Origin of the sequence: Candidatus Liberimonas magnetica, assembly GCA_020523885.1 — a bacterium.
Taxonomy (GTDB): Bacteria; Elusimicrobiota; Endomicrobiia; order Endomicrobiales; family JAFGIL01; genus Liberimonas; species Liberimonas magnetica.
The window spans coordinates 21,166-47,620 of sequence record JAJAPY010000009.1; the positions used below are offsets into that span (position 1 = coordinate 21,166).

At 44.3% G+C, this 26,455-nt stretch carries 24 protein-coding genes; all 24 read right to left on the reverse strand.

Features of this window, described 5'->3' with window-relative positions:
* Nucleotides 1-11: 11 nt before the first annotated feature.
* A complete protein-coding gene (locus LHV68_08440) occupies nucleotides 12-503 on the reverse strand; it encodes an OmpA family protein (GenBank protein ID MCB4791901.1) in 492 nt (163 codons plus the stop codon).
* A gap of 116 nt (nucleotides 504-619) precedes the next feature.
* Nucleotides 620-1,300 (reverse strand): OmpA family protein, encoded by a 681-nt coding sequence (locus LHV68_08445; protein MCB4791902.1) that lies wholly within the window; start codon nucleotides 1,298-1,300, stop codon nucleotides 620-622.
* A 42-nt stretch (nucleotides 1,301-1,342) separates the two neighbouring features.
* Nucleotides 1,343-1,567 (reverse strand): DUF2934 domain-containing protein, encoded by a 225-nt coding sequence (locus LHV68_08450; GenBank protein MCB4791903.1) that lies wholly within the window; start codon nucleotides 1,565-1,567, stop codon nucleotides 1,343-1,345.
* A gap of 213 nt (nucleotides 1,568-1,780) precedes the next feature.
* On the reverse strand, nucleotides 1,781-3,199 hold the full coding sequence (locus LHV68_08455; protein MCB4791904.1) for a PorV/PorQ family protein: 1,419 nt from the start codon (nucleotides 3,197-3,199) through the stop codon (nucleotides 1,781-1,783).
* Between the two features lie 10 nt (nucleotides 3,200-3,209).
* Nucleotides 3,210-7,472 (reverse strand): IPT/TIG domain-containing protein, encoded by a 4,263-nt coding sequence (locus tag LHV68_08460; protein MCB4791905.1) that lies wholly within the window; start codon nucleotides 7,470-7,472, stop codon nucleotides 3,210-3,212.
* Nucleotides 7,473-7,715: 243 nt separating this feature from the next.
* Nucleotides 7,716-8,294 carry a porin family protein gene (locus LHV68_08465; protein ID MCB4791906.1) on the reverse strand — a complete coding sequence of 193 codons (579 nt, stop codon included), beginning with the start codon at nucleotides 8,292-8,294 and terminating at the stop codon, nucleotides 7,716-7,718.
* A 10-nt stretch (nucleotides 8,295-8,304) separates the two neighbouring features.
* Nucleotides 8,305-8,733, reverse strand: coding sequence for a hypothetical protein (locus LHV68_08470; GenBank protein MCB4791907.1), 429 nt, complete (start codon nucleotides 8,731-8,733; stop codon nucleotides 8,305-8,307).
* A 70-nt stretch (nucleotides 8,734-8,803) separates the two neighbouring features.
* Nucleotides 8,804-9,397, reverse strand: coding sequence for a hypothetical protein (locus tag LHV68_08475; protein MCB4791908.1), 594 nt, complete (start codon nucleotides 9,395-9,397; stop codon nucleotides 8,804-8,806).
* Between the two features lie 17 nt (nucleotides 9,398-9,414).
* Complete coding sequence (locus tag LHV68_08480; protein ID MCB4791909.1) at nucleotides 9,415-10,014, reverse strand: BON domain-containing protein; 600 nt, start codon at nucleotides 10,012-10,014, stop codon at nucleotides 9,415-9,417.
* A gap of 46 nt (nucleotides 10,015-10,060) precedes the next feature.
* Entirely contained in the window at nucleotides 10,061-10,372 is a 312-nt protein-coding gene (locus LHV68_08485) for a hypothetical protein (protein ID MCB4791910.1), read from the reverse strand.
* Nucleotides 10,353-10,535 carry a hypothetical protein gene (locus tag LHV68_08490; GenBank protein MCB4791911.1) on the reverse strand — a complete coding sequence of 61 codons (183 nt, stop codon included), beginning with the start codon at nucleotides 10,533-10,535 and terminating at the stop codon, nucleotides 10,353-10,355. The genes LHV68_08485 and LHV68_08490 overlap by 20 nt, the downstream gene beginning before the upstream one ends.
* Nucleotides 10,536-10,675: 140 nt before the next feature.
* Entirely contained in the window at nucleotides 10,676-11,041 is a 366-nt protein-coding gene (locus LHV68_08495; protein MCB4791912.1) for a response regulator, read from the reverse strand.
* A 142-nt stretch (nucleotides 11,042-11,183) separates the two neighbouring features.
* Nucleotides 11,184-11,963, reverse strand: coding sequence for a phosphatidylethanolamine N-methyltransferase family protein (locus LHV68_08500; GenBank protein MCB4791913.1), 780 nt, complete (start codon nucleotides 11,961-11,963; stop codon nucleotides 11,184-11,186).
* Between the two features lie 174 nt (nucleotides 11,964-12,137).
* The gene (locus tag LHV68_08505; protein MCB4791914.1) at nucleotides 12,138-12,629 is read right to left on the reverse strand and encodes a DUF4833 domain-containing protein; all 492 of its coding nucleotides are present in this window, start codon (nucleotides 12,627-12,629) and stop codon (nucleotides 12,138-12,140) included.
* Between the two features lie 32 nt (nucleotides 12,630-12,661).
* Complete coding sequence (locus LHV68_08510; protein MCB4791915.1) at nucleotides 12,662-13,255, reverse strand: phosphatase PAP2 family protein; 594 nt, start codon at nucleotides 13,253-13,255, stop codon at nucleotides 12,662-12,664.
* On the reverse strand, nucleotides 13,228-14,724 hold the full coding sequence (locus LHV68_08515; GenBank protein ID MCB4791916.1) for a DUF3943 domain-containing protein: 1,497 nt from the start codon (nucleotides 14,722-14,724) through the stop codon (nucleotides 13,228-13,230). Before LHV68_08515 ends, LHV68_08510 begins: the two co-directional genes overlap by 28 nt.
* An 85-nt stretch (nucleotides 14,725-14,809) precedes the next feature.
* Nucleotides 14,810-15,862, reverse strand: a complete 1,053-nt coding sequence (locus LHV68_08520; GenBank protein MCB4791917.1) for an AI-2E family transporter — start codon at nucleotides 15,860-15,862, stop codon at nucleotides 14,810-14,812.
* A gap of 130 nt (nucleotides 15,863-15,992) precedes the next feature.
* Nucleotides 15,993-16,790 carry a DUF3108 domain-containing protein gene (locus tag LHV68_08525; protein ID MCB4791918.1) on the reverse strand — a complete coding sequence of 266 codons (798 nt, stop codon included), beginning with the start codon at nucleotides 16,788-16,790 and terminating at the stop codon, nucleotides 15,993-15,995.
* A gap of 75 nt (nucleotides 16,791-16,865) precedes the next feature.
* The gene (locus LHV68_08530; protein ID MCB4791919.1) at nucleotides 16,866-17,957 is read right to left on the reverse strand and encodes a hypothetical protein; all 1,092 of its coding nucleotides are present in this window, start codon (nucleotides 17,955-17,957) and stop codon (nucleotides 16,866-16,868) included.
* Nucleotides 17,954-18,526 (reverse strand): hypothetical protein, encoded by a 573-nt coding sequence (locus tag LHV68_08535; GenBank protein ID MCB4791920.1) that lies wholly within the window; start codon nucleotides 18,524-18,526, stop codon nucleotides 17,954-17,956. Before LHV68_08535 ends, LHV68_08530 begins: the two co-directional genes overlap by 4 nt.
* 25 nt (nucleotides 18,527-18,551) lie before the next feature.
* A complete protein-coding gene (locus LHV68_08540) occupies nucleotides 18,552-19,808 on the reverse strand; it encodes a paraquat-inducible protein A (GenBank protein ID MCB4791921.1) in 1,257 nt (418 codons plus the stop codon).
* Between the two features lie 135 nt (nucleotides 19,809-19,943).
* Entirely contained in the window at nucleotides 19,944-23,429 is a 3,486-nt protein-coding gene (locus LHV68_08545) for a translocation/assembly module TamB domain-containing protein (GenBank protein ID MCB4791922.1), read from the reverse strand.
* A gap of 137 nt (nucleotides 23,430-23,566) precedes the next feature.
* Nucleotides 23,567-25,390, reverse strand: a complete 1,824-nt coding sequence (locus LHV68_08550) for a BamA/TamA family outer membrane protein (GenBank protein MCB4791923.1) — start codon at nucleotides 25,388-25,390, stop codon at nucleotides 23,567-23,569.
* A gap of 93 nt (nucleotides 25,391-25,483) precedes the next feature.
* Nucleotides 25,484-26,374, reverse strand: a complete 891-nt coding sequence (locus tag LHV68_08555; GenBank protein ID MCB4791924.1) for a YihY/virulence factor BrkB family protein — start codon at nucleotides 26,372-26,374, stop codon at nucleotides 25,484-25,486.
* Nucleotides 26,375-26,455: the final 81 nt, after the last annotated feature.

Sequence of the window (26,455 nt, forward strand, 5' to 3'; positions counted from 1 at the left end):
AACCGTTTCATTTAAGGTTGTTTTCCTGAGGCCGGTATCGTTTTTGTGTTTCTTACGAAGACTTCAAAGAGAACTCTCATGTTGGCTCGCGCTTGCTTTGTGTTGACCATCTCACATACCGGTTCATAGCTGGACGGTGTCGTCTCTCCATAACCAATCGTTGTTATCTTTTCCGGCGCTATACCGGCTTCTTTAAGTATCGCCTTTACAGTATTTGCCCTTTTTTCGCTCAACTTCTGGTTGTACTCTGCAGTGCCTGAGCAAGAGGTATACCCCGCAATACGTATTTTAGCTTCAGGGTTTTCATTCAAAATTTGAAGATTCCTTAGCATTTCCTGAGCCCCTTTTTTTGTAAGAGTATCCGTACCTAATTTAAAATGTGTATCCTCAAGGACTATCATCTTCTCGAGAATAATAACGGTCGGCCCTTTCGTTGTAGCACAACCCCAAAACAAGGTTAGTCCGACAACTCCTAACATAGACAATAAAATAATTTTCTTCATTTTTCCTCTTTTTGTTCGGTAGGGGCGGGCCTTGCGTCCGCCCATTTTGATGATTCTATATTATTTTTATATCGGGCGGACGCAAGGCCCGCCCCTACAGATTTTACAAATTGTTTTTATTTCACCATTATTTCAAAAAGAACTCTCATATTGGCTTTAGCTTCCTTGGAGTTAATATCTCCCGGGGAGACTTCACACATTGCCGGTTTTGTTCTGCCATAACCTATTGTGGTTATTCTTTCTTTCGCGATACCTTTTTCGATAAGATAGTTCCCTACAGAATTTGCTCTTCTCTCGCTTAATTTTTGATTGCTTTCGTCACTGCCTTGAGCTGAGGTATAGCCTGCCATGCGCACCTTCATTTTTGGATTTTCTTTTAAGACCAGAACTTCCTTATCCAGCAAAGCTTTCGCTGTATTGGTAAGAGTCGACTCATTATAATCGAAATGCGTATCGCCAAAGGCGATCACGTCTTCGTCAGGCTGCTTATCAAGTACAAGCATCATGACCTTGAGGTCTGAAAGGTTCTTTTGAGACAACTCCACCTTGGGTGCCTGCCTGAACAGCATAACCGAAAGGATTACTACGATAATGCATAACATTCCAATAATACCAAGAAGAACGTTGCGCATAAATTCGCTGCGTTTGGCCCTGGGCCGTGCTCCGGTTTTCATCAGCCGTTCTGCTTCAAGCCAGTCAACAAATTCATTACCGTCCTGAAAACCGTGTTTTTCGTATAGCTCGTACGCTTTGGCTCGTATTTCCTTGTTTTCTTCATTCAATTCTTTCTGTATCATTTTTCCCTCTTTTTTTAATTATTTCGATAGTTTTTTATGGACTTAGGATTTAAACTGTAGAATGCATAGAATAGACACAACGACGTATAATATTCCCAGCATTGTAAAAATTATATTTTGTGTTTGTTTCCTGCTTTTCAACCTGATCTTTGTTCCCATATCCCGTTCCGCTTCAAGCCAATCAATAAATTCATCGCCATCTCTAAAACCGTGTTTTTCATAGAATTCAAACGCCTTGTTCTTTGTTCCTTTATTTTCTTGTGTCATTTTATCCTCCAGTCTACAATTACAATGTCAAAGTCACTTGAACCTTTGTTTTCCAAAATTAGAAACCAAATATATAAAACAAATTGATTCAAGTCTTGCAGTTTTCCTTTTGCCTCCTTGATATTTTATCTCCCATCCCAATGACTTGATCTTATTAAATCAAGTCATTGGGGATAAGCGTTCTTTAATATTCTATATTGTTTCTAATCATTCCTATTTTTCTGTTATCCTAATCTCAAGAAGCACTCTCATGTTAGCTTTTGCTGACTTTGAGTCAATGATCTTGCATACCTTTTCAAATTCGGCAGGGCTGTTTTCCCCATAGCCGATTGTTGATACCCTTTCCGGCGCAATGCCATCTGCAACGAGTACTTCCTTTACTGCTATTGCCCGTCTTTCGCTCAGCTTTTGGTTGTACTCTTTGGCACCCGAACAGGAGGTATAGCCTGCAATATGGGCTGTAGCTCCAGGGTGATCTTTCAGGATCTGGATATTTTGTGACACTACCTTTTTTCCGTCAGACGTAAGAACCGCTGAATCAAATGTAAAATGCGTGCTATCCTCAAGGACTACCACCTTATCAAACAGGATAATGTGTTCAGGCACAGGAGGCGGAGGCGGAGGCGCTGGCACATACTTAATGACCTCAACAACATTTTCTTTTACAGGTTCCGGGCATTTTTTAGGCGAGAATCTGTACGTTAAGCTGATACGCTGTGAGGTGCCGAGATCTCCATACGGAAGGTAGGCATAATCAAGTATTATATCCCTGACAACCTTAACACCTAAACCTACGGTAACTCCGCTGATGCCGTCAAGCTTGTTATCTTCAGCTTCATACGTGTAGCCTGCGCGAAGAGCTACCATATCATCAAGCCAGTCTTCAATTCCCACATTAACGCGGTCTAACCCGCCGTCGGGGTGAAGGTCGCTGGCAAGCGCTAAAATCAGTTTCTTGTTCACATCGTAGGAGGCGCCTGCACGCCAGCCTGAATCAAGCCGCCTGCCTACCACTTCCGTGCCAATATTGGCATAGACCAAGCCAAGGTTTAAGCGGTTAAGCGGGTTCCATAAAACTCCGAGAGTAGCAGCATAAGCTTCATACGCCTTGTTGGCAAGAGTCTGCTGATTGTACTTTAAGGCTACACCGGCGGAAAAACCGGGAACCCATTGTTTGCCCCAGCCTATACTGCCGCCTATATCTCCGGCGGTGTAGTTGCTGGTCAGGTTACCTGCGCTGTCTCTGCCTTCAAAGGTTCCATTATCCACGTAATTCAAAGATGCTGCAAAGCCTCCCAGGGAACACTTGGGCATACCAAAAGCTATTTTGTCGTTTTGGGTATCACCCACTCCGGCGTTGTGGTACACGCCAAGTTCCATATACTCACCCATTGTGCCGAGCCCTGCCGGGTTCCAAAACAATGATGCTACTCCCAGCGACGGCATACCTACGACCGCAGACCCCATTGACATGGCCCGGGCTGTGCCGCCCTCCTGAGACAAGGGCATGGCTATGTTCGTGTTATCAGCCGCAAAACTCAAGCCGCTGATCAAAACTGCGGATAAAAATCCGGTTACCAATCTCTTAATGTTCTTAATTTTCATGTGTTTGACCTCCTTATTTATTTTCATGATCTCCTCCTTAGTGTTGAACAACGAACTTGCGCTTGGAGTACTTCTCAGTACTTCCATTATCATACGTCATTTTCAAAAGGTATAAATAAACCCCAGGCGCCAGCCTGCCAACATCGATGCTTGAACCCTGTGTGCCCGCTGACTTTCTTTCGTCCTGAGCGTACATCAGGTTCCCGATCTCGTTGTAAACACGGAGATTCACTTGCCCTGCTCCAGCCATGAAATAGGCTATGCTGGCAGTGCTCCCTGTGGTGGGTGATGGAAATATATAAGGGTCAAAGTAACCGTTGACAACGGGCGTGAGAAAGTACGTAAATTTATCCGCAGGAACAATGGCGGATGAACCGTTCAAGCTCGTAGCTACAACGTCTACTACCCCTACTGCATGTGCATTTGTTACAGCCGTTATCTGATTATCAGAATCAACGCTATAACTCGCTGCGTTCAGGTCTCCAAATTTGACGCCGTTTGCGCCGATAACTCGGGTAAACCCTGAACCGGTAATGACTACTGTTGTGCCGCCTGCTGAGGTACCGATAGCCGGATTGAGCCCTGTGATCGAAGGCGCTGGCATGGCCACACTATAATAAGTGTAGTTATCTGCCGGCACGATCGCAGATGAGCCGTTCAAGCTCGTAACTACGATGTCCACAACCCCGGCTAGATGCGCCGGTGATACAGCCGTGATCTGCGTATTTGAATCAACAGTATAACTCGTAGCATTTAACTCACCGAACTTGACCCCGTTCACGCCTGTGACCGGGTTTGCACCGTTGAACCCTGTGCCGGTAATTACTACCGTTGTGCCTCCGTCAACAAGGCCGAGAGTCGGGCTTATGCTTGTGATACTTGGCGCTGGCGCTGGCGGTGTGACAGTAGAACCTACTAATGTATATGTGTAGTTATCCGCAGCCACTACAGGTGAGACACCGATCAGTGTTGTCACTATAATGTCTACAATCCCTGCCGCATGCGGCGGCGTCACAGCCGTTATCTGTGTGCTGGAATTCACGCTATATTTTGCGGCGTTCAGCAGGTCGAATGTGACTTTGGTTGTACCGACAAACCCGGTACCGCTGATTTGAACCGTTGTGCCACCCAGGAGCGTGCCTCCGGCCGGTTTAACACCGGTTATTGCAGGAGCGACCTGTGTGGAACCTGTTACAAAATATGTGTATATATCATTTGGATTAATCGCAGATGAACCATTCAGTGTCGTAGCTACTATGTCCACCGGGCCCGATGCATGAGCCGGCGCTACAGCCGTGATCTGTGTACTAGTATTCACGGTATAACTCGTGGCTGCCAGAACGCCGAAATTGACGCTGGTTGCATCGGTAAAGCCGGTACCGTTAATTATGACCGTAGTACCGCCTGCTGGGACGCCTCCTGTCGGATTAACCTTGGTAATCGTTGGAGCTGGCGTGGGCGTCGTAGAAGTTGAAATTGGTAAAATATATGTATATCTGTCATTCAGCCCGCTCGCAGATGAGCCTGCAGGATTCGTAGCTACGATGTGCACTACCCCCGCCGCATGTGGCGGTGAATTCGCAGTGATCTTCGTGCTCGAATTAACTACATAATTCGTGGTCAGAATTGAGAGCACATCGAACTTAAGGTTGTTGATGAAGTTAAACCCTGTGCCGGTAATGACTACTGATGTGCCACCTACTGTTGTGCCTGAGGGCGGCAAAACACCGGTTACTACGGGCACTCCATAATACGTGTAGTTATCTGCCAGCACGATCGGAGTTGTGCCCGCCGGGCTCGTCGCCCTGACGTCCACCACACCAGCCGATATCTGCGCAGGCGGTATAGCTGTCATCTTTGTACTCGTGATCACGTTATAACTCACAGCATTCACTGTGCCGAACGAGACATTGGTCACACCGGTAAACCCGGAGCCGAAAATTACGACAGGCGTTGTACTGCCTGTGACGGGCCCGAAATTCAGGTTAACGCTGGTTATCGCAGGTAAAAGCGCCGGTGATGTAGCTGATATCTTTGTTATGAAACCGTCTTTATCTCCTGCCTTTGATGCGAAAAGCGGAACAGCAGTCGGGTAATCAGCTGAATTGGTCCATCCGGACAAGTAAATATTATTTCCGGCATCCATGGCGATTCCCGTACCTTCCTGATCCGTCACGCCGCCTATAAATGTATTCCATACACGGGTATCTCCTGCAGGCCCTATTTCAGTAATAAAGGCTTTAGCAGTCCCGTTCTGTGCTGTATACATGGGTGTATTAATGGAAAGAGGGTTCACAGTAAGAAAATCTGTGGACTCTGTTCTGCCTGTCACATATGCGTCTCCGAAAGTATCTATTATCATTGCATTCAAAGTATCCAGGCCTGAACCGCCCAGGAAGGTACAATATATACCGTCTGAATGGCCTGTATTAAGCATTTTCATTTTAAATACAAAATTGTCAAAATTGCCTACGATCGTTGTTTGTCCGACCTTTGCAAATCCGACCGTAATACCGTCTGTTATAGCGTCCGGGAAACTGCCGGAATTATTTTGGCCGGCTACATAAACATTGCCCGTGCCGTCCAATACTATGGCTGTCCCCTTTGATATCCCTGCGCCTCCCAGATAGGAGGAATAAACTAAATCTAAAGAGCCATTGCCATTGGGGGCTATCTTTGTTATAAATGCGTCTTGCGCACCGCCAATCGTCAGCTTAAATGCGCGCGCCAGAGGAAGTACGCCTGAAGGAAATGTAGGCCAGTTTGCCACGGTTCCGCCGGTCACATATATATTGCCTGTGCCGTCAACCGCGATGGCATTGCCCTGAGTCTGGTAAACACCCGGGTCAGTGGCTCCGCCGAGATACGTAAAATACTGCCTTAGGCCTGCTGAGTTGAATTTGGCAACAAAAGCATTTGCCACTCCTCCAGCTCCGCCGCCATTTTGTGTCTGATAAGCGCCGACCGTTGCCGGCAGTCCGGTTCCTAAGGTATTATTAGAGGTTGTTCCTCCGGTCACATAGGCATTGCCTATGGTGTCTAAACAAACAGCGTTCGCAAAATCAAGGCCCGCGCCGCCTATGAATGTCGAATATACCAAACTATTTCCGTCTGCATTCACTGCAGTGAGAAACCCGTCAATGCCGCCTTTATTCACTACCTGAAATGCGCCGGTGCTGAACGGAAACGAAGCGCCCGCAGTAAAGGTAGTGGAACCGCAGATATACACGATACCTGAAGGGCCCACAGCAATGGATTTACCGATGTCGTCTCCTGCGCCGCCCAAATAGGTGGCCCACATGATCGAGCCTTGAGGGCTGAGCTTTATGACAAAAGCGTCAAAAGCTCCGCCTTTGTTTGCGGATTGATAATGCGCCGCAACACCAGGGAAGAGATCTGCTACTACAGCCGTCTGGCCTGTCATATATACAGTGCCGTCAGCTGTCACAGCCATGCCGTTGATCCTGTCTTCTACGGTCGTTCCTAAATAGGTTGAATATACTAATGTAGGATCTATAATAAGTTCTTTACTTTTATCGTAAGCTCCAACCTTAAAACGAACCTGAGTATTGCTTGCCATAACAAAACAGCCTTCTACAGGTTGTCTTATATCCCCTGTTTTCTGGTAGAGCGCCGGGGCATTGAATGCCAACTGGCTGTCCTTTAAACTAAGTACCAGGTTGCCCTGCTTATCAAGTTCAAGGTTTTTGGCTCCCTGAAAATCCATGCTGATAAGGCCGGGGTTTGCACCAGGAGCGACTACGAAGTCATATTCCAATTGCCCTTCATTGCCATAATATATCATGTCGATCCCGGGATAGACCTGCTTATACGCAACTTTGGAATACTTCTCCACGTTGGTCTGCCATTTCTTAGGGTCATTACCGGTCATGTAGTTACTATGACTTGCCAAAACATCCAGCCCTTGTATTATCGGGTCGGCATTGGCGCCTTTAAGGCTCATGCGCACCACATCAAGCCCTTGGGCAGTTTGTGTTTTTAAACTCAGCACGGCTTCTGCAGGAGTTAAAAACAATGTATATCCCTTGCCGCGCGCGAGGAATTTGACCGATGCATCGGTTTGTCCGCGGTTAGCTTCAAAAGATATTGGCAGTTTGGAATATTTCTCTTCTGCCTTGGCCTGAGCGCTTAGATCCATTGTCTTGGCCTGCCCGAATCCGTTCAGGGCTTCCATTTTCGGCGACATACTCATTGCCGCTGCCGCAGGAGTTATTGCCGCGGAACTTATTATCAAATTCGTTACTAAGATCATACAAATTAACCTTGAAATTGATTTCATGTCTATTTCTCCTTTTTTAAATTTTCCCAGCACTTTCTACATTATCTTCTTAAAACAGTCTTTGCTAATTTTACAAACTGCGCTTTAAAACTTTTCCTCCTTTGAATTTTAAATTAATCATGTTCATCTTGTCCTATCAGTCTTGTCCCTGCTGATTTACAGAGATCCTGCCAGATGTATATTCGATTATATGCTAAGTTCAGTTAGCGGTCAATTGTACCTTGGTATAACATTGTTTATTTTTCAAAAAAGAATATTTAACGCTAACGTGACCATTGTACCGCTGTCCTGAAAGTTTTTGTCAAGCGCATTCAAATCCTTGGATGTTACACTCTGCAGCCAGACATAGCGATAGCTTGCATCCAGAGAAAGCCCCTCGTTAATCATGATCTCAAAACCTGCCCCTGCATGCAGGCCGAACCGGAAATCAGTATTGCTGAAATTGGCCGGCCCGTTCACCTCGGTATAATACCATCCTCCGCCGGCGAGCAAGAATGGGTTCAAGCTGTTTCCCGGCATTAGATATACCAGTAAGCTGCCTTGAAAAGGATAAGTTGTGATAATTGTGAAACTGTTGAAATTATTGCGGCGATAATCAATAGAACCTTCCAATCTCAAACTGGGAGTTAGATGAAACCTGGCTTGAGCTCCGGCATACCACTGCCCTTGGTCTGCGTCTACCGGAGTGGAATAGGTCGCGTGGGGCCCGATTGAAAATACTTTTTCGCTAATGCCAATTTCTCCGAATACAGCCAGCGGCAAAACCAGCAATAAAGCTGACGTTATGATACATTCCTTAAGAGTGAAACTATTTTTATTCATTGGGATCCTTTTAGTCCTTAAAAGCTTTTGCAAGATGTATCTTCACATCATCATCAGATTTCAACCTGACGATTCTCATATTTGGCTGATTGAATTTGACTTCAAATCCGGTTTCCTTCCTAATTATATTTTCGAGGCCTTTATAAGACCAATTTTTAGGATCAAATTTTACAATGTTTAATTTACCTACGTCCAAAGAACTCCTGGACGTTCCAGGAAGATATATTGCCCCGGTACCAAAGTCAACAGCAAAGGCAATGATCCCTGGAATTACAAACAACAATAATCCTACCCCGTCCATAACAGCGACTCCTGCATCGATCTTGCCGGCATGCTGCCCTCTGCGTTGAGGGTACAGAATAGTTCCGCAACCTAAAAATTGCGCAATTAAGACAGTGCAAATCAATACTTCTAATACACGGGCTAATTTTGAAAACATTTTTCCTCCGATAAAATATGAATCTGATTCAAATACTTATTTATCTGGTGCGGGATTAATATTAAAATCTTTACACTTTTACTTCATCGCTATAAGGTTCTTTTAGCTCTATCTTGACTCCGTCAATATTGCAGGTTGCCGCCTTTTTAACTTTGTTACCGGCATCTTTGCTGAACTTATAGGCCGCGTTTACCGCTTCCGTTGCGGCTATAGAAGCTGTTTTCTTGACATCTATGCCCATTTCCTTTGCTGAATGAATAACCCCCCTAAGCAGGCCTTTGGTCGCGGCGTTAAGGTCTGCTTCTGCTGCTATCGCCGCCTTAATTATCGCCCTTGCTAAAGAAGAGATAGATGCTATGGAACATAAAGAAATGAATTTATCATCTCCTTTAGCCGTCAGCCCTTTCAATATTCCTATTACTAGGGCTTTTACGCCGTTCTCCAAATTCTTTCCTGTTTCAACCACGCTAGTTATAGTAGAACTGATAACGTGCTGCAGAGATTCTATCAACTCTTCGCCGTTTTTCTCTGTATCTTCAACAAGTTTTGTCACTTTTGGGTAGATATTATCAACAATATTGTTTACGATATTTTCTGTGCCTTTTATCACGCACTTGATGTCCTTATTTACTCCCTTAATAATGCTTTGGGCTGTCTTCTTCATATTATCTCTCCTCAAACCTATTTTATCTTGCAGGCATTAGCGCCCTCTTTTTCGTTCCCGCAAGCATCATCATCTATAGTTGATTTACCGGCATCCTGACCGCCGATACAGGGTTTGATGATCATGTTATTTACCACACCCGTGACGCCCTTTATGTTCTTGGCAAGTTTTCCTGCCAGCGCTTTTTCTTCATTATTGGAGACTGAACCGCTTAGGGTCACCAACCCGTTGTTCGTGCTAACCCTGCTGTTAACAGCGCTGGTAGTGCGATGAAACAAGAGCGCCACTTTAACCCTGGCAGTGATGGATGCATCATATATATTTTCAATCGTACTTTGCTTCGCAATATTTAATCCCTTATCAGCTGGAATTTCATTCTTGGCAACTTTGACACCTACTGCATCGTGATATTTAGGCAGATTTGCATTTTTTTTGATTGTTTTTTTAGCTGCTTTCTTCGGAGATTCCTTTACTGTTTTTTTTGGATCGGTCTGCTCCGTGCTGCATTTAAGCGGGCACGAGCCGCTCTTCATAATCCCGCAGGTATCACAGATATCGGCAAAACCTAAGCCTGCCATAAAAAATGTAGTTAAAATACAAATAGAAATAAGTTTCATAATAAACATCCTTTTGGTCATAATATCCTAAAATTCATCCGGAGCCTCAAAACGGGACAGATAAGACCTTCGTTTCTTTTTCCGTTTTCAGGTTCTTCATGTTTTGGGCCTCAGCAGCAGTTACTTTTCCTTTTTTGTTTTTTGTTGTTGTTTTTACTGGTTTATTTGATGCTTTATTTAATGCCTTCTTTTTGTCGCTCTGGGTTGCGCTGCATTTGAGCGGGCAAGTGCCTTCCTTCATTCCTGCACAAGAATTACATTCTGCGTAAATCATGCAGTTCATCAAGATCAGGGTTAAAACAATATTAATACAAAGCTTCAGAATTGAATCAACTGCCTTACTTGGGGCTATTTTCATTTTTTATATCCTTAATTGGCTGCTCTGTCTTTTGTTCCGTCTGCACTCCGTATCCTGCTCCTTCGTGCCCAATAAAATTCTGCAAAGTCCGGCTGCAGCCGGTCATGGCCATTACCAGGATCAACAGCATTAAACCCTGGTATTTTTTTATTACATGCGACATGAAAACCTCCGACTTTATTCGGAGAATGAATGCAAATGTTGTCGCAGTAGGCCGCGTTATCAAAGAAGCCTCCGGCTTCAGCCGGAGGAGCGTCACTGCCGGCAGGCATGTTTTTATTTTATTTATTTGCATCTTGTTTCTTAATATACCTTATTGATCAAATCTACTAATTCCTGGGCATTAACCGGTTTTTGCAAAAACCCGGCGCCCCCGGTCTTTAAAACCTTATTCTTCAAACCGCCGTTTTTGTCCGCTGAGATTATAATAACCGGACGTTTTGATCCGGACTCAATGATACGCTTTAACGCTTCCATCCCGTCCAAACCTGGCATGTGAATATCCATGACTAAACAGCCCTTAGCGCTATTAGGCATCGCACTGAAATATTTCTCTGCGGAAAGATAAATGCTTACTTCAAACCCAAAAGTCATTAACAGGCATTTAAGCGCCCGGCATACCGATTCATCGTCATCTACAATAAAGATATGTTTCTTGTCTGCCAACATTTGCCCGCGCTCCTTGAGATATGCTTTGTGCTTTATATTTGATTGTATGCTTAATTCAGGAAGCTATCAATTGTACCTTGGTATAACAACCCCTTTCTGGAACAGATGCTTTACTGAACCTCCTTCAACTATTCATTGTGAATTAATTGGTTACGGGTTGAGAGATAGCGTTTTGATAGACTCTTCTAATGAATTTTTTTTCTACCAGATAAAAAAAGGTGAAGACTATAAGTTGATTTATTAAAACCGCGATCAAACCGTATTTTGAACCGCACAGAGCCGCAAGCGCGTAAGCCTGGAATTGCCCGACCCCGTACATGGGATTCTTGAAATATTTGTACGGCCCGGTTTTTACGAAGCCTGCTATTTTTTTTCCGAGGAACATGTCTTTCCAATAATAGATATCTATCGAAACCACTCTTGCAGCCCACAGTTTCATGGTAAAGCCAAATATACAGACTATTACTAATAATATGTATAGAAACCCCTTATGAATAAAATCCGGCAGGCTTCCCGCTGTTGAAGAGATGATATACCCGATACTTACTGCATTGTGAAAAAAAATAAAACCCAGTGTCGCTTCATATGCTAAATACCCTTCATTTTCACTGCCCCATTTCTTAATGAACCAATGGCGATACCCATCTTCTGAAAGGACAAGGGTTATAAAACATATATAAAACACCTCTATCATGACAAAATAGAAAATAGCAAGCGTGTAGTTGTACGGCTGGTAATTGACAAGATATATGAAAAAAATAAAAGATAGTAATAGGGCAATTATTCTGGGCTGAGTGGTGTGTTTTATTACAAATCCCGAAATGGAGGCCACAAGCTCTATAAAAATGTTGGTCTCCTTAAAGAGATTAGTAAAGTAATATTGAATTCGATTTTCTCGCTTTATTGCATTCTTGGAGTTCATAGTTGGATTATATGGCAAATACAGTAAGCGGTCAATTGTACCTTGGTATAACAGGTTTTTGGCGATTGGTTATTTATTTTAGATTTTTTAAGGATTCGTAATTGTAGTTTCGAAATTGTCTGTATTTGTTGACGGGCTTAGGCAGGATCTTTCTGATTTTACAATATAGTTTTTTTACACTTTAATCTTCTCGTGCAATGTTTTTCCATTTTTTTTATCTTTACCGTACAGCTCTATGGATTCTACTTTTGGGATCAATGCTCCTGATGCAGTTATGAAAACTTTATTTAGGTAAGCCGGTTTGCCATTAATGACCATTTCGGCTCTGACCATTTTCTTGTCATGATAAACCTTTATTTCTCTTTTATCGAAAGACTTTATCAATAGTTTATATACACCGGTGTTTTTATCGAAATCACATTGGAAACCGTATGCTTTACGGTCCATCGCGCTAAGTTCTTCACGTTTTCCATCCTTGGCCAGCAATAACCAATACGCGGCAACCGGCTGCTTCTGGTCTATCTTGCCGTCAGCGCCCACATTTGCGTCATACCGCACGATATTCGCATTTTTACTGCGTCCAATTACGAATAGTTGGTTTGTTTGAGCTCCGAAAACATTAACGGACAACATAACAAAAACAATAATATATACGAAGCGTTTCATAGTTAGATCCTTTACTGCAAAATTAGTATGTATTAAAAGGCCCGGCTCATTCTTATGCCAAGATTCTTCTCTTTTACAACAGGCTGAATAGTCCAGCCTTTGTAGGGTTTTGTCAACATATATGTGCTGACAAAGGCTATAGTCGCGCCAGCAAAGACATCTATGGGATAATGGACATTGGTCCTGAGCCTGTCATAGCCGACATATGATGCTATGAAATAGGCAGGCAGGCCGTACTTCCACCCATACCGTTTGTACAGGAATTCTGCGGATGCAACCGTAATAGTCGTGTGCCCTGATGGAAAGGACTGGGGTTCTCCATTGGGACGTGTAGAAGTGACCGTATATTTCAGGGCCAGGGTAATACCCATCGCAGTCCCTGCGGACTGGGCAAACTGCAGTGTCCCGGCTTTATCTTTTTCTACGAGGGTCATTCCAAAAGCAAATGCCGGTAGAACATACACTACCGCATTGTCAATATTGTTAAGCATATCTCCCTGTTCCGTAACACTGCCAGCTTCAGGAACAGAGAAAAGACAGAAAATCGTTGTAATCATGGTAAAGGTAATGAAATTTTTAGCGAAATTCATATATTTGTTTACTCTTCCGGCATATTGTCGCGCCACTCTACGGCGCCAAAATCTGTATGGCTTAGGAAATTGTAAGTTAGGGTAATAGTTCTGACTAATTGATCCCTGCCAGGTAAACTACTGCTATAGCGCGCGTTGCGGCTGGCCAAAAGATAACCTATAGATAAAGCATGACGGCCAAAGACCCGCACAGCCAGCGACGTGCTGAGGTATTGAATACGCTCCTCGCCTGGAGCCCTGCTTGCGATTATATCTGTAATGAAATAATTATGCCCTGAAGCATCGATCATGACACTTTTGCCCATAATAAGGCGCAGTGCCACGAGCTGTTGAGGAGTGACTCCGTAATGAAAATCCGTTTCAGAGCTGTCCGGAAGGATCGTTCCTGCGCCGCCAAACCCCAAGCCTATCAGGCCGGTCGCCTGCAGCGCTACTTTTTTAGATACCCACCACTGTCCAGTGGTCCCGAACGAGCCCGCAGTTGAAGAAAGCCGGTAAACCTGGGGAGCCAGGTAGTCGAAAGTTCCATACAAGCCCCAAATGCCGCGGTAATTATCGCCTGACTCATAGAGCGCTCCAAAAAGCAAACCTCGGATCATAGCGCTGTTATACTGGCTGGTTTTTTCAATGCGCGAATCTATTTCAAAATCGAAATAATCAAAAGGGCGATTGTAACTATAACCGGGTTTTCCCGGTAAACCGTAAACAATCTTAAAATCGGCGTAACTGACCGTGTTCACCAAGGTCGTATGATTACCGATAACATTGAGGTCAACATTGGAGCCTGTGCCAGCCTGCAGGCGGTAAAAAATCGCAGGATCACGGCTTGTCAGAACAGGGCCGTAACGTTTCCCGAAAACAAGCCGGTTAAGTTCCGTAGGAGGATAGACAAGGCCTGCCATAAATTTACGCCATGCCGCAGGATGCCCCCCTCCATTTTCAATTATTAAATTAGAAAGGCGGTAAAGCACTTCTCCGACAAAGCTCCCGGCTGTACCACTGGCTACTTGATCGTTCAAAGAAGGGTCTGTAGTTTCACCGCCGACTTCCCAGGCGAAAGCGCCCGCATTACTGTATATAAGAGACTCCCAATAATTCAAACCCGCTGAACGTGCGAACCCATAATAGAGCGCGCCCGAATATGGGTGTCCGATCTGATTCATCGTGAAAGCGTCTTGATCTACAACCCAGGGGCCTTTATTAACATGGTCCCGGATCGAATAATTGCTGACATCATACTCTCCAGGGCCGTAGAAAAGAAGGTCTAAACGATTCAATAGGATAATGAATGCCGGGATCTCAAGAGCAGGAATAAGATAGCTTTTTCGTGTTGGAGGTTCTCCTGGTTTAACACGGTCAGGAGAAGTAGGCCCCTGGTTATCGGCTGTATCTTTTGTAGGCATTATCACAGTACTCGGCGTAACTTTGATCGGAGCCGCAAAACCTCCGGCAGTTAAAAAAAAGATCAAAAAAATGCTTTCCACGGCTATAAAGTATTTATTCACAATACTCCAGGAACGGCCCGGCGCCTTATCCGCATAAACAGCTGTTCTTCTTTGTTTTCTTTCATGTATTTCTCTTCATATGCACTCACTTAAAGCTCATCTCGTCTTCTATTTCAGGTTTAGCTTGATACTTTAAACCAGGTTTTACTGTATGGTTCCGTGTTGTCCAGCTTTCCAGCAGCACTGAAGTTACAGTAAGGGCTAAAGGCCCCAGAATGAGCCCTGAAGAACCAAAGAATATCAGGCCCCCGACTATAGACAAGAATGCTAAAATGGTGTGGAATTTAAGCCGTTTCCCCACCAGGACGGGGCGAAGCAGGTTGTCTACAGTACCGACAACAAAGCTGCCCCATAATGTGAGGATCAAGGCTTTTCCCCAACTGCCTTTCAAAAGCAATAAAATAGCCGCCGGAACCCAAATAATGAAAGCACCCAGCACGGGTATCACTGATAGCAAAGCCATAACCACTCCCCATAGCAGCGGAGCGGGTAAACCCAGCCACCAGAACATCAATCCGCCTAACAGGCCTTGAATGGATGCCACGGCCAGCGTTCCGTATACCGTGGCATAAATAGTATCACTGACCCGGCAAAACAGGCTGTCCATTTCTTTTTCAGAGAGCGGCGATAAAGACCTGAGCGATCTAAGCGCTGCACGCCGGTCGCGCAGAAAAAAGAAAAGCATATAGAAGGTCATAGCAATATCAATCAGCTGGAACAAGGAACCTTTTACAATAGACCCTGCCGTAGAACTCAACCATTTAGCAAGTGTAGTAACTGTTCCGGGCAAATCTATCTGCTGCTCGATCTTATCGGCAATAGGCGCCAGGCGCGGATGGCCTTCAAGCACGTGCCGCCATTCGCCGGACTTGACCTCCGTTTCGATAAGTTCCGCTCCTTTCTCCGCCTGTATGAAAAGACGCTCCCCTACGAATGTTGCCGGGGCCACTACGATAAAGCCTATTGCCAAAACTGAGACTAGCGCAGCCAGGCTGGGGCGTTTAAGTTTTAACTCAAGCCACTCTTGCAACGGAGTGAACAAGACCGCCAGCGCCAGGGCCCATGTAAGCGAAGGTAAGAATGGCTCGGACAACCTGTAACAGAGATAGATCCCAAAAGCAGTCGCAACTATCAACACGAGGGTCCGGATGCGGCTTTGTGATTCCCATTCATGAAAGGCCGAAGTAGCCTGGTGCTTATCTGGTTTACTCATAATTTTAACCCCTCTTTGTTTTCAGCAATTTCTAACAAAACAAATTATGTGCGTATTATTCTCTTATTGTTTTCAAGTCCGCTTTAATAGAGCCGATAGCTATTTCAGAACTCATCTCGACCGGTGTTTTTTTGTTATCATCCGTCAACCAGACGCTAAGGCTGCCCTTAGCCTGGAATATCCCGGTGCCTTCTCTTATGTTCGGTTCAACTACATAGCATTTAAAACTGCCTGCAGGCACTTTTATTTCTTCTTTTCTCAAGATCCTGACTGACAGCGGCCAGGATTTCCCTCCGGAATTAGCGTCAATACTAATAGTTTTCCCGTCTGATATATTTTTCGTCCTTAGATAATAAAGGCTGGACAATACATCCTGCGCCCAGTTAGGGATCGCTCCAATTTTTTTTGTTTCAGGAATATAGTAGGTATGCCGTACCTGGTCAAAGATCAGAGTTTCCGTGTTCCTGTAATTTCCTTCAGACAACTGCTGGCGGAATTTAAGCGAGCATAAGCTCTTTGTGTCGATCCAGGATTCATTGACATCTCTGACCTTGAAAAAATGATCAAAGAACGCGGCTGTCCTTGCTTCGGTCACTATGTGATAGCAGTCCCTGTTTTGAAATTTTTCTATATTCTTGACAGCCATAGTGGCGTAACCTATGACCACGAATTTATATCTTATATCGAACTCAAGATATTCGCCGACCTTGAAGGCGTCGTTCTTCTCCTGCCGCCATACAAATTTCTTTATTTTGTTCTGTTTGTGCGTCTTTTGAGGCTTCTGAGTGGCAGAAAAAACAGGAAGTATCAGATAAACCGATATCAATAGCGCTGTAACACATTTTTTAAGCATAAGTTATCTCCGGGTATTAAATATAAAATACGAAAAAAAATATTTTCGAAATTACGTATTTTGCGATTTAACGAATTAAATCGAGAAGTAGGTAGACGCTGTAAGGACTGAATAGAGCACCGGCAACCTTGGCTCAAGCGCCTTGCCGACAAAAACATTGAACTTTAAATTAATATGCTCAAATAATATCATGTCACACCCCAAACCGGCGCTGAGAGATGACTTCATGTTGTAGGAGTAGCCAAAATCGGCGACATTACCGATCTGCGCGGTCTCGGATGTTATATCTATAGTTAGTATCTGTAATTTGGCTCTTAAGGCGTGTTTCTTAACGTTTCTTACTATCGGGATGTGGTAGTTCAATTTGCCGTATGCAAGGGTGTTGCCATAGAATTCATTATAACCATAGCCTCTTAGCAGGTCATACCCGCCGGCAAAATACACATCGCTCAAGGGCCTGAAGTCTGTGGTGATCGGAAAATAGAACTTGAGGTATGCCTCCAGGTAATCCCATTTCTGCGGCATATAAGTGCTCTTTATATCGATCTCTCCCTTTGTGAATTCGTAATCGCTTCCCGTCCCGCGGTAAGACCCTGAAAAAGTGCCCGAAAGCTTACTGCCGTTGGGAACAGGGTTCAACGGGTCTGCCGTATCGTATTTGATATTAACAGACTCAAGTAAGACATTGCCCTTGTCGTATTGGACGTTCTTGTCTACCGAAGCTGTGACCGTATTGGCTACGGAGACAGCGGTTTTTACCTGGGTAAATTTGTCGAGGTTATACCCGAAATACGGGACGATCTCGTGTGTTCGCTGAAAGTATGTTTTGGGGCCAAGGTTCAGCTCAAAATAGATCGTGTCGGCAAGGGACGCACCCGTGAAGAACTTTGAAAAATTGTACCGCAGGTCAAACCCGATATTAAAAAATGTATTTAGCATATCGTATCTGGAGGTTATGTCGAACGTAGTGCTGGATATCTGCTGATGAACTGAGAACTCTATCTCGCTGTTCGGCAACACAAATCTGAAGTGCGGCATCTGCACCATTCTTGCATCCGTGATCTTTATATCTGCCACCTCGGCCAGTGCCGGCACAGCTGGCACACACAGCAGAAAAGCCGCAAACAGGACACCTCTCATCATAAAAACTGTCTTTGACCTGCTCATTGAATTATTCTTTCCACATTTTCTTTTAAGGTTCCGCTGTTTATCGTAAGATCCGTACATTGTTTACTGTTAACATCATAATCTATCTGCCAGAACGCACTCCCGCCTTTTGAAACATCCACATACTCTTTTTTCCATTTAGCGTGTTTTTTGCGGTCGTACATAAAGAAATTGCAGTATACAACCTTCCGGCTGTCAAAATTTATGCCCATATATTGGACTCTGTATTTCCACAAAAGATCGCGGATTCTGGTGATCTGTCTTTTATTGGGTGCAATCCTATTTTGGGTAGTTACGGCCATTTCTTCATTCTTTAACTTTGAGAGTTTTGTAATATACCTGCTTACCGCGGCCAAAGCTTCATCGGTTTGCTGATTTGTAGGGATCCAAAATCCTGCGGATACAATAGTATCCGGCTTCTTCTCAAGCACAATCTGGTGTTCTCGTTCAATAATGTCTTCACAAAAAACGGGTTCAAGTGCAGTAAATGTAATTCCAGCAGTGACTATCGCGCAAATAATAATGTTGAAATGTTTATAAAGCACATCCATTTTTCTTTCAATATCCATACCAAGCTCCTTTTACATATATTCTTTACGTCTTAGGGTTCCGGGTCAGGTATCCTGACAAAAATAATGCCAGCAGTGTGTATGTCAGGAACAGGTAATACCCGGGCTCTAGAGAAGTGCCGTTGGTAGTCAGCATAGCCGTTTCACCGGCTGCTATTTTCATGTCGCTAAGCTGGCTGGTAATTATCCCGTTAAAGCCGACATAGGCCATGAATATAGCGACCACCATGACATCTGCCATGGACCATTTCCCTGATTTTAAGACAAAAAACTTAATAACAGGGTTCTCCTTTGCGCTGTGAAAATTGTAATAATACAACACTGACGAAGCTATTTTTAACAGCGGGAAAAAAATACTGAAGGTAATGACCAGGAGCCCGACTAATTTCATTTCTATATCTTTGTGGACTATCATGATGCGAAATATATCTACGATACTTTTGCTTTGAAAATACAATACCTGGTTCTCGAATTGTATAGGATGCCCGAGCAATACAAAACTCATGTGCGAGATCTTTGCTTCTATATCTATCATTGGTGTGGTTACGCCGGTTACCAAAAGCAGGATAAGAGACGCAACCAGAATTAGATATCTTGAAGGGACTAAAGGCTGTTCGCTAAAACCGGATAAAGCAAAAAGACTAATAGATAATATGATAAGCAGAACAGTTTCCTTAGAAACCAGCTTGTATTTAACTGAAATTACTTCATTAAGTTTGATCCTCGCGCTTTCAACATCCTTAGAATCGGTCTTAAGAAGAATACTATCTATTTTAGATGTATCCTGTGTATTATGTGTTTGGCTAATATATTGTTTAAGCTGTTTGTTCAGCACATCCTTTAGCTGCCCTTCTGTCTTCACAGTCGTCATCTCACGAAGAATGGCATTCGTATATTCAGGAATTCCTTTTTTTATATCCTTGATACTGACAAAAATATTCATAAAGGCTTGTTTAAACCACCCTCCGGCTGAGCCTTTGTTCTCTTTTTTGATATTCTTGGCAACTTTATCAATAAGGGTGTTTAACAGGACTTCAATATGTTTTCTGAGCGCCCGCTCGTTCGTCCTTGACAAAGACAGCTTGTTAATCTCCTCTGTAAGAATTACGCTGAGCTGGCGCTTCCATTCATCAACGCTTAAAAGCCCGTATTTGATATGGTTGAGCTCGGCATAATCGTTCTTGTTCTTCTGGTTGGAGATCGAATTTGAAATGATCTGCTGGCACAGAACAGCCGATACCATGATAATTACTAAGGATAAGATAAGATTGATTTGTTTCATAATGGTTACCTTCATTGTCTCCAAATTGTAGGGGCGGGCCTTGCGTCCGCCTATAAAAAGAATTCGTATTTATGTGGTCATTATTCATTCGGGCGGACGCAAGGCCCGCCCCTACAGGACAAATATTATTAACCGTCAATAATCGAACTTCCAGAACAGATCTACTCCTGATGTCTTCGGGTCACCGAGCTGTGAATTTAAGCTGTAATGTTTGTCTAATTTGTAATCCAGCAAGGTCTGGGGGCTCTCATCCTGGCCGGAACGCCATTCGTATTTTGCCGTAAGCCTGTCCGTTATATTCTTGCCCACGCCCCAGGAGCCTTCGGAAGGCTTAAGGGTCAACTCATCTATAGGAACGACCTTGCTGACCATTCCTTTGATGTCTTTTTCTGCGAACCCGGCCATTACATCGAAAGACGTATTCTGCAGAGAAGCGCTCTGCGACTGCGACAGTTTGGTGGACTGGGCTCCGAAAGCAAGGTATGCTATGATGTCTTTGCGCTCCATGGACGGGTCGCTTTGAAAAGTTATTATAGGGTTATCCAGCGTGCCTCCAAGTAACACGTCTATAGAAACATCCCCAATGACACAGGATGCTTTTGCATTGATCAGTGAAGTCAGGAAATCCGATCCTCTGGGAATGATCTTCGCTCTGGTTATAGAAAGGGGCCTCTCGTTTATCTTATAGATACCGCGCAATGCGTTGATCTCTCCGGCATAGGACATGGGACCATTCTTTTTTTTTGTTATATCCAGGTCACCTTTTACCTCGGCTGATACGTTCTGGGCATATACCCAGGTTTTTCCCGGTGCCAGCACGTGGAGATCCAGGCTGAGCAGTTTGTAGAACTCAGGGGAAGCTGTAGCTGACGGCACCGTCATTACGGCTCCGCCCCGGTCGGTTTTTATGAACTCTATCTCACTCAATACAACCCTGGTATGGGACGGGATATTAACTACCCCTTGAGTGAGGGTCACATTTCCTGCGGCATAAAGCCCTTTTATTTTTATATCTGAATCGATGCTTCCCGTAAAAATATTTGTGTTCATTACCTTGAAATCACGGCAGGCCAGCTTCAATTCTGCATCCGCAGGAACAAAGCCTTTAAGCATTATTTTTCCTGTAAGTTCGGCGTTCCCATCTCCGCTTTTAAGGGTGAAATGACGCAATAATATCTCGTTGTTGTCCAACTCGATACTGGCGTTTATGTCGTGGTACTCGGCCTCAGTCGCGGCAAGGGTCAAAGTCCCGCCGGTTATGCCGATATTTCCCTTGATCTTTGGGGACATGGGGTCGCCCTCGATAAGGATATCAGCCTGTATCTTTCCGGACGATGATCTGACCTGTTCTGTTATCCCGGGAAGGATATCAAAGCCAAGCCCGGTGTTCTTAATAGAAACCCTGAGGCCTGTACGCTGGATGCGTTTCTTTACCGGGCCGAGAGACAGGTCCACAGGGACCGCGCCTTCCACTGAAAAAAGCGTCTTACCCTTATTTTCAACCCGCGCTTCGAACTTGAGATTTTTTTCCGCGTATTTGAGCTTTGCTGGTATTTTATCGAACGATAAACCTCTTGCCTCAGCATTTACTATATCAACAGTGCCTGATATATGAGGTGAAAGGTAACTGCCTTCTATTCCTATATCTGCGTTTACAATCCCTTCCAGCGGAATATCTATTCCGGTCAATAAGCCGAGCCCTCTTGTGTCCGCATTCTTTACTCTAAGATCCATGTTCATATTCTTTAAGCTGCCTATCACTCCGCTTGCTGTTATGAGCTGAGGGCCGTTTGATATCCGCAGAGACTCAACTTTTATTTGTTTTGATGAGGCCTCTATTTTTATATCGCCGTCATTGGACCAAGTAGATGTACCGGCAGAAACGCTTATTTTGTTAATGTCAAAGAGAAAAATACTTTTGCCTGTCTCTTTAAAACCTGCATTAGCAAGAAATTCTACGTTAGTATTCGTTCCTGCTCTAAGTTTAACTAAACCTGTATTTTCCCTGTTTTGCGCCAGGATAGATATATTGTCAAAGGCCGTTCCTCCGGCTTTAAAACCGGTTATCTGAACATCTGCGGTTCCGTCAGGAGGCAGTTTAAATCCTTTAAGTGATACTTTAGCTTTTACACTGTCCGCGGCGAGCCCTGAAAACAACAGGTCCCTGCCTTCCAGCTCAGCTGATATATCGGATGAAGATAGCGTGCCCTTTAAGCTACCGGTAGAAGATAAAATGCCTTCCATTTTTACTGAATCAAGGAAAACAGATACAAATCCGAGGTCAACCTGTTTAAGGTTGTAGGTCATATCGAGAGCTTCGTTCCTGCCATAACCCATAACCCCTTTAGAAGAAAGCCCAAAATGGGCCGACTCTACCTTAAGTTTATCGAGCCTGAAAGCTTTTTCGCCTGCCAAACCCAGGGCAGCGATGGCAAAATGCTCTCTAAAAACTTCGATATCTGCGTTCAATGAAACAAGCCTCTTTGCGATAACCGCGGTTATGGTGCTTTCACCTACGCTGAAGCCCGCGAACTTTGAAGGATGGATCTTTACCGAAACGCTTGAGCGGAGTCCGTCTAAATTTCTGCCTTGAGCCTGTATACTGATATCCAAAGAGAGCTCGCCTGTCGGGCAGGCTTCTTTTTTGTATACCGCAAAAACTGGCATTATGTCGCACGGCTTAAGGCCTGTGATCCTGCTATTTACCACTAGACTGGGTACCTCGGGCCGAAAGAGCGCTTCGTTATCTATCTTAAGTGAGTTATATTTAAAAGATTGGACTATTTTAAGTTCGTCAAGGCCGCCCGTGAGCTTTATATTACTGGAGAACGCTCCTATAGGCCTTATTCGCGGGTCCAGCGCCGAGATATCCTTGAGAGAACCCTCAGGGCAGTCAATATTGATGTCAAATACAGGCCTGGCCATATGCTTTATAGTTCCGTCAATACTGAGTTTCGAATACTCTGTACTTAAACGGAGCCCTTTTATATTCAGGTCTCGGCCCTTGACCTGCACACTGCCGCTAACGGCCTTTATATCTAGAGCAGGCCTTGTGCTTTTTGCGCTAAGCGTGGTAATGCCTACATTAGTAGTATCTCCATTGATAGCAGCTGACGCAGAAAGGTTAATGTTTGTTATCTCTATAACCGCCGGCTTGTTCCTGAATTTCACCGATACAGTGCCGTTGTTTATGCGGACTTCTCTTAACAAGACAGAGTTGCCTGCGCCGCTTTTCGAAGATGGAAAAAGCCCGCTGTAACTCCAGCGGAGGGCTGAGTCCTGCGATATGGTAAAAGATGGACTTGTCAGGGTAATATTATTGAAATAATACCTGCCTGCCATGAGTGCGGGTAAGGAGTAAAAGGCTTCGATCTTTTCGGAGTAGAACACCTGTCCGCCGGCCCCTGCGAGCCTGACCTCCTCAAGAGTTATGCCGGTAAAGACGTTGCCGCTTATTTTGTTAACGGTAAATCTCCCCCCGGTAATAGGTCCTATTTGAGAGGCCAGAGTATTTTTTAAATAACTTTTAAAATACCCTGTTTCGACAAAAACAACCGCGGCAATAGCGATCACAGCCACAGACAAAAGTAAGTATTTGGATATCTTAAGTATTATATGCATATATTAGACCCAATAGAATGTAGGGGCGGGCCTTGCGTCCGCCCGTAACAATATACAATTGCATAATATTCAACGGTTTTAATAATCGGGCGGACGCAAGGCCCGCCCCTACAATGGTTTTAAAATGGTATCATCATTCAAAATCCTTGCCCTATGGTCAGGTAAAAGTGATATGACCCGAGATCTACGTTACGGTAATTTTCAGCTGGGAACGCCAGGTCAATCCCCAGGGGGCCTATGGGTGTAATGTATCTTACGCCTGTACCTACGCCGTAGTTGAGGCTGTAAGTATTAAAAGAAAAACTTGACTGGTAAATATCGCCTGAGTCCACAAAAACCACGCCCTTAAAATTGCCCTTGATCGGGAAACGGAGCTCTATGTTACCTTCAATCAGGTACTGCCCGCCCAGAGGGTTTCCTTCCGGATCCTTAGGCCCGATCTGTTGGAACCCGTAGCCCCTGACACTGTAGCTCCCGCCTGTGAAAAATCTCTTGAATATCGGTATATCGGTAGTGAAACGGTTTGGCCTGATGAATCCTATCTTGATCCTGGATGCGGCTATCAGTTCTCTAAAAAGAGTGCCGTAGAGATGGGTTTCCATGACACCTTTAAAGTAATCAACTTCCGACCCGAGCAGGAACGTGGCTGGTTCAAAGTAAAGCGAATAGGTGGAACCGTGAGACGGGTAAGCGGGGTTGTCTACAAAAGAATAGTTCAAGCCCGCGGATAGGCTCGAAATGTAATACGATGAACCCGGGGTCGCGGTAAGTATGTCAGAAAGAAGAGTGTCGTGCAGGTCCACCGGCCTGTTCACTTCCAGGTTGTAGGCCGTAAAAATCGAAAAGTTATTTTGTAAATTCCTTTTTACCTGTAGTTGCGAAGATATCTTTTCGTTCGTGTAACTCGGAACGACTTCTTTGTCCAGGGCGCTTGTAACGCTCAAGCTGTTCTTTCGGTCTATAAAATATGGTTGGATGACAGTACCTGTAATGTTCTGTTCTATAGAAGAGTACAATGCCCCCAGGGTCAGAGTCCTGGGCCTGCCCCAGAGGTAATAGCGGCTCCATTGGACGCTTGTCCTGACTTTGGCTTCTGTAGCATAACCCAGCCCAAGCCTGATCTGCCTCTTGTCACCTTCTTCCATCGCGATATTTATTGGAACGATCGCGGAAGCCGAACTAATTACCGGAGTTACGGACACCAAGCGGAAAACACTCAGATTGAATATGTTTTCACGGCTCTGGTCGATCTTTGTGTTCGAGAATACATCACCCGGTTTAAAAGCCAGCTCCGCCGTTATATCTTTTTCTCTTACGCTCTTATTGCCGTTTAGTGTCACAGCGCCGAATCTCTGGAGCAGGCCCTCATCAACGGAATACTCTATATCTACTGAGTGAGCCTGCTTATTTACAAGAGCCTTGCCTGCCACGGAGGAAGTTCCGTAACCGTTGTTTTTAAGGCGATCCTGTATATTTTTTTTTGACGTTTCGTAAAGCTCATACCTGAAACGTTTCCCTCTTTCAAGCGTTACTAGACCGTACAAGGTTGATATAAGTTCTTTATCCTTGCCTGTCATGCTCAAAGTTATTTTTTCTGTCAGGCTCGGCCGGCCTTCGATAATACCGATAATTATCTTTGCGACCGCCTTTTTTTTATCCTTCATTATTGTATAGCCGGCCGAAGCGTCAAAGTATCCGTTTGACTGATAATACGTTTCTATGTTCTTCATATCGCTTTTCAAGATGCCTTCATCCAGCGCGGGTTTTTTAGCGAATGGCAGCCAACCCGGGAATTTTGTATCCATTATCATTTTGATGTCACCGGCCTTAAGTTCTTTTATGCCTGAAAATCTTATACTAGCTATACGTGTTTTTACGGTATTTTCAGCGAGCGAAGGCGATGAAAATAAAAAAACCAATCCTACTGCAAAAATGATAGATATTCTTTTGCGTTGAGGCATTGTTTATTGATCCTCGCACATGTGAGCGCACGTTAAAGACATTACCTGATATATTTTTAAGTGACAATTGAAGACGAAGCATATCCGCACATCCTAACGGGGTGTTGACTTTGCAATTTCAGAAGGAAGCACCCTGCCTGAATATTGCTTGGCATAGGCTCGTGTAAACTGCGCACCGTAAAAAACTATCATAGAAGAATAAGAGGCCCAGATCATGATCAAGATGACAGAACCTGCTGCGCCGTACCCCAGGCCAGGGTTTACTTGCCCAAAATATAACCCCAGGCCAAATTTCATGATCTCAAACAGAAAGGCGGTAACAAGCGAGCCGATCCATACATGCCGCCATTTTATTTTTGCATCCGGAATGTATTTGAACATAAACGCGAATAACACGGAGAGAATACTCAAGGATAAAATGAAATTGAATATCTCAAGCGTCATGAAAAATGAATTAGAAAAATGGCCTGACAGCCAATTACCGAAAGCCGCAAGTGTTGCGGAGATCACAAGAGATACGATTAGCATGAACGCAACAGAAACTAACAGGCCGAATGAAAACAACCGCACTCTGATTAAATTCCAAATACCCGACTTAGAAGGGTCTGCCTTTACTTCCCAGATAATGTTTAATGATTTTTGGAACTGCGCAAATACTCCTGTTGCGCCTATAATGATCGTTACCACCCCTATCACTGTTGCCAGGGTGTTGTTCTTTAATTCGCCTGCTGTTGTGATCATACTCTTAATTTGTTCCGCTGTGTCTGCCCCAAGAGTAGCCGTGATCTGGGCTGTCACATGGTCGCTCACTGTATCGCGCCCGAACAGGTACCCGGCAAGCGTTGTTATCACCACAAGCAGCCCCGGCAGCGAAAAGATCGAATAGTACGCGATCACGGCGCTTTCACGTAACGGGTCTTTTTCCATCCATTCTTTATAGGCGGTTTTAAAAATATTAGAAATATTATGAAAATGCAGCTTCATTTGTTTTGGGCCTCATTCTGTTATCACTATAAATATATCTTATGTAAATATCAGTAAGCACTCAATTGTACCTGGGTATAA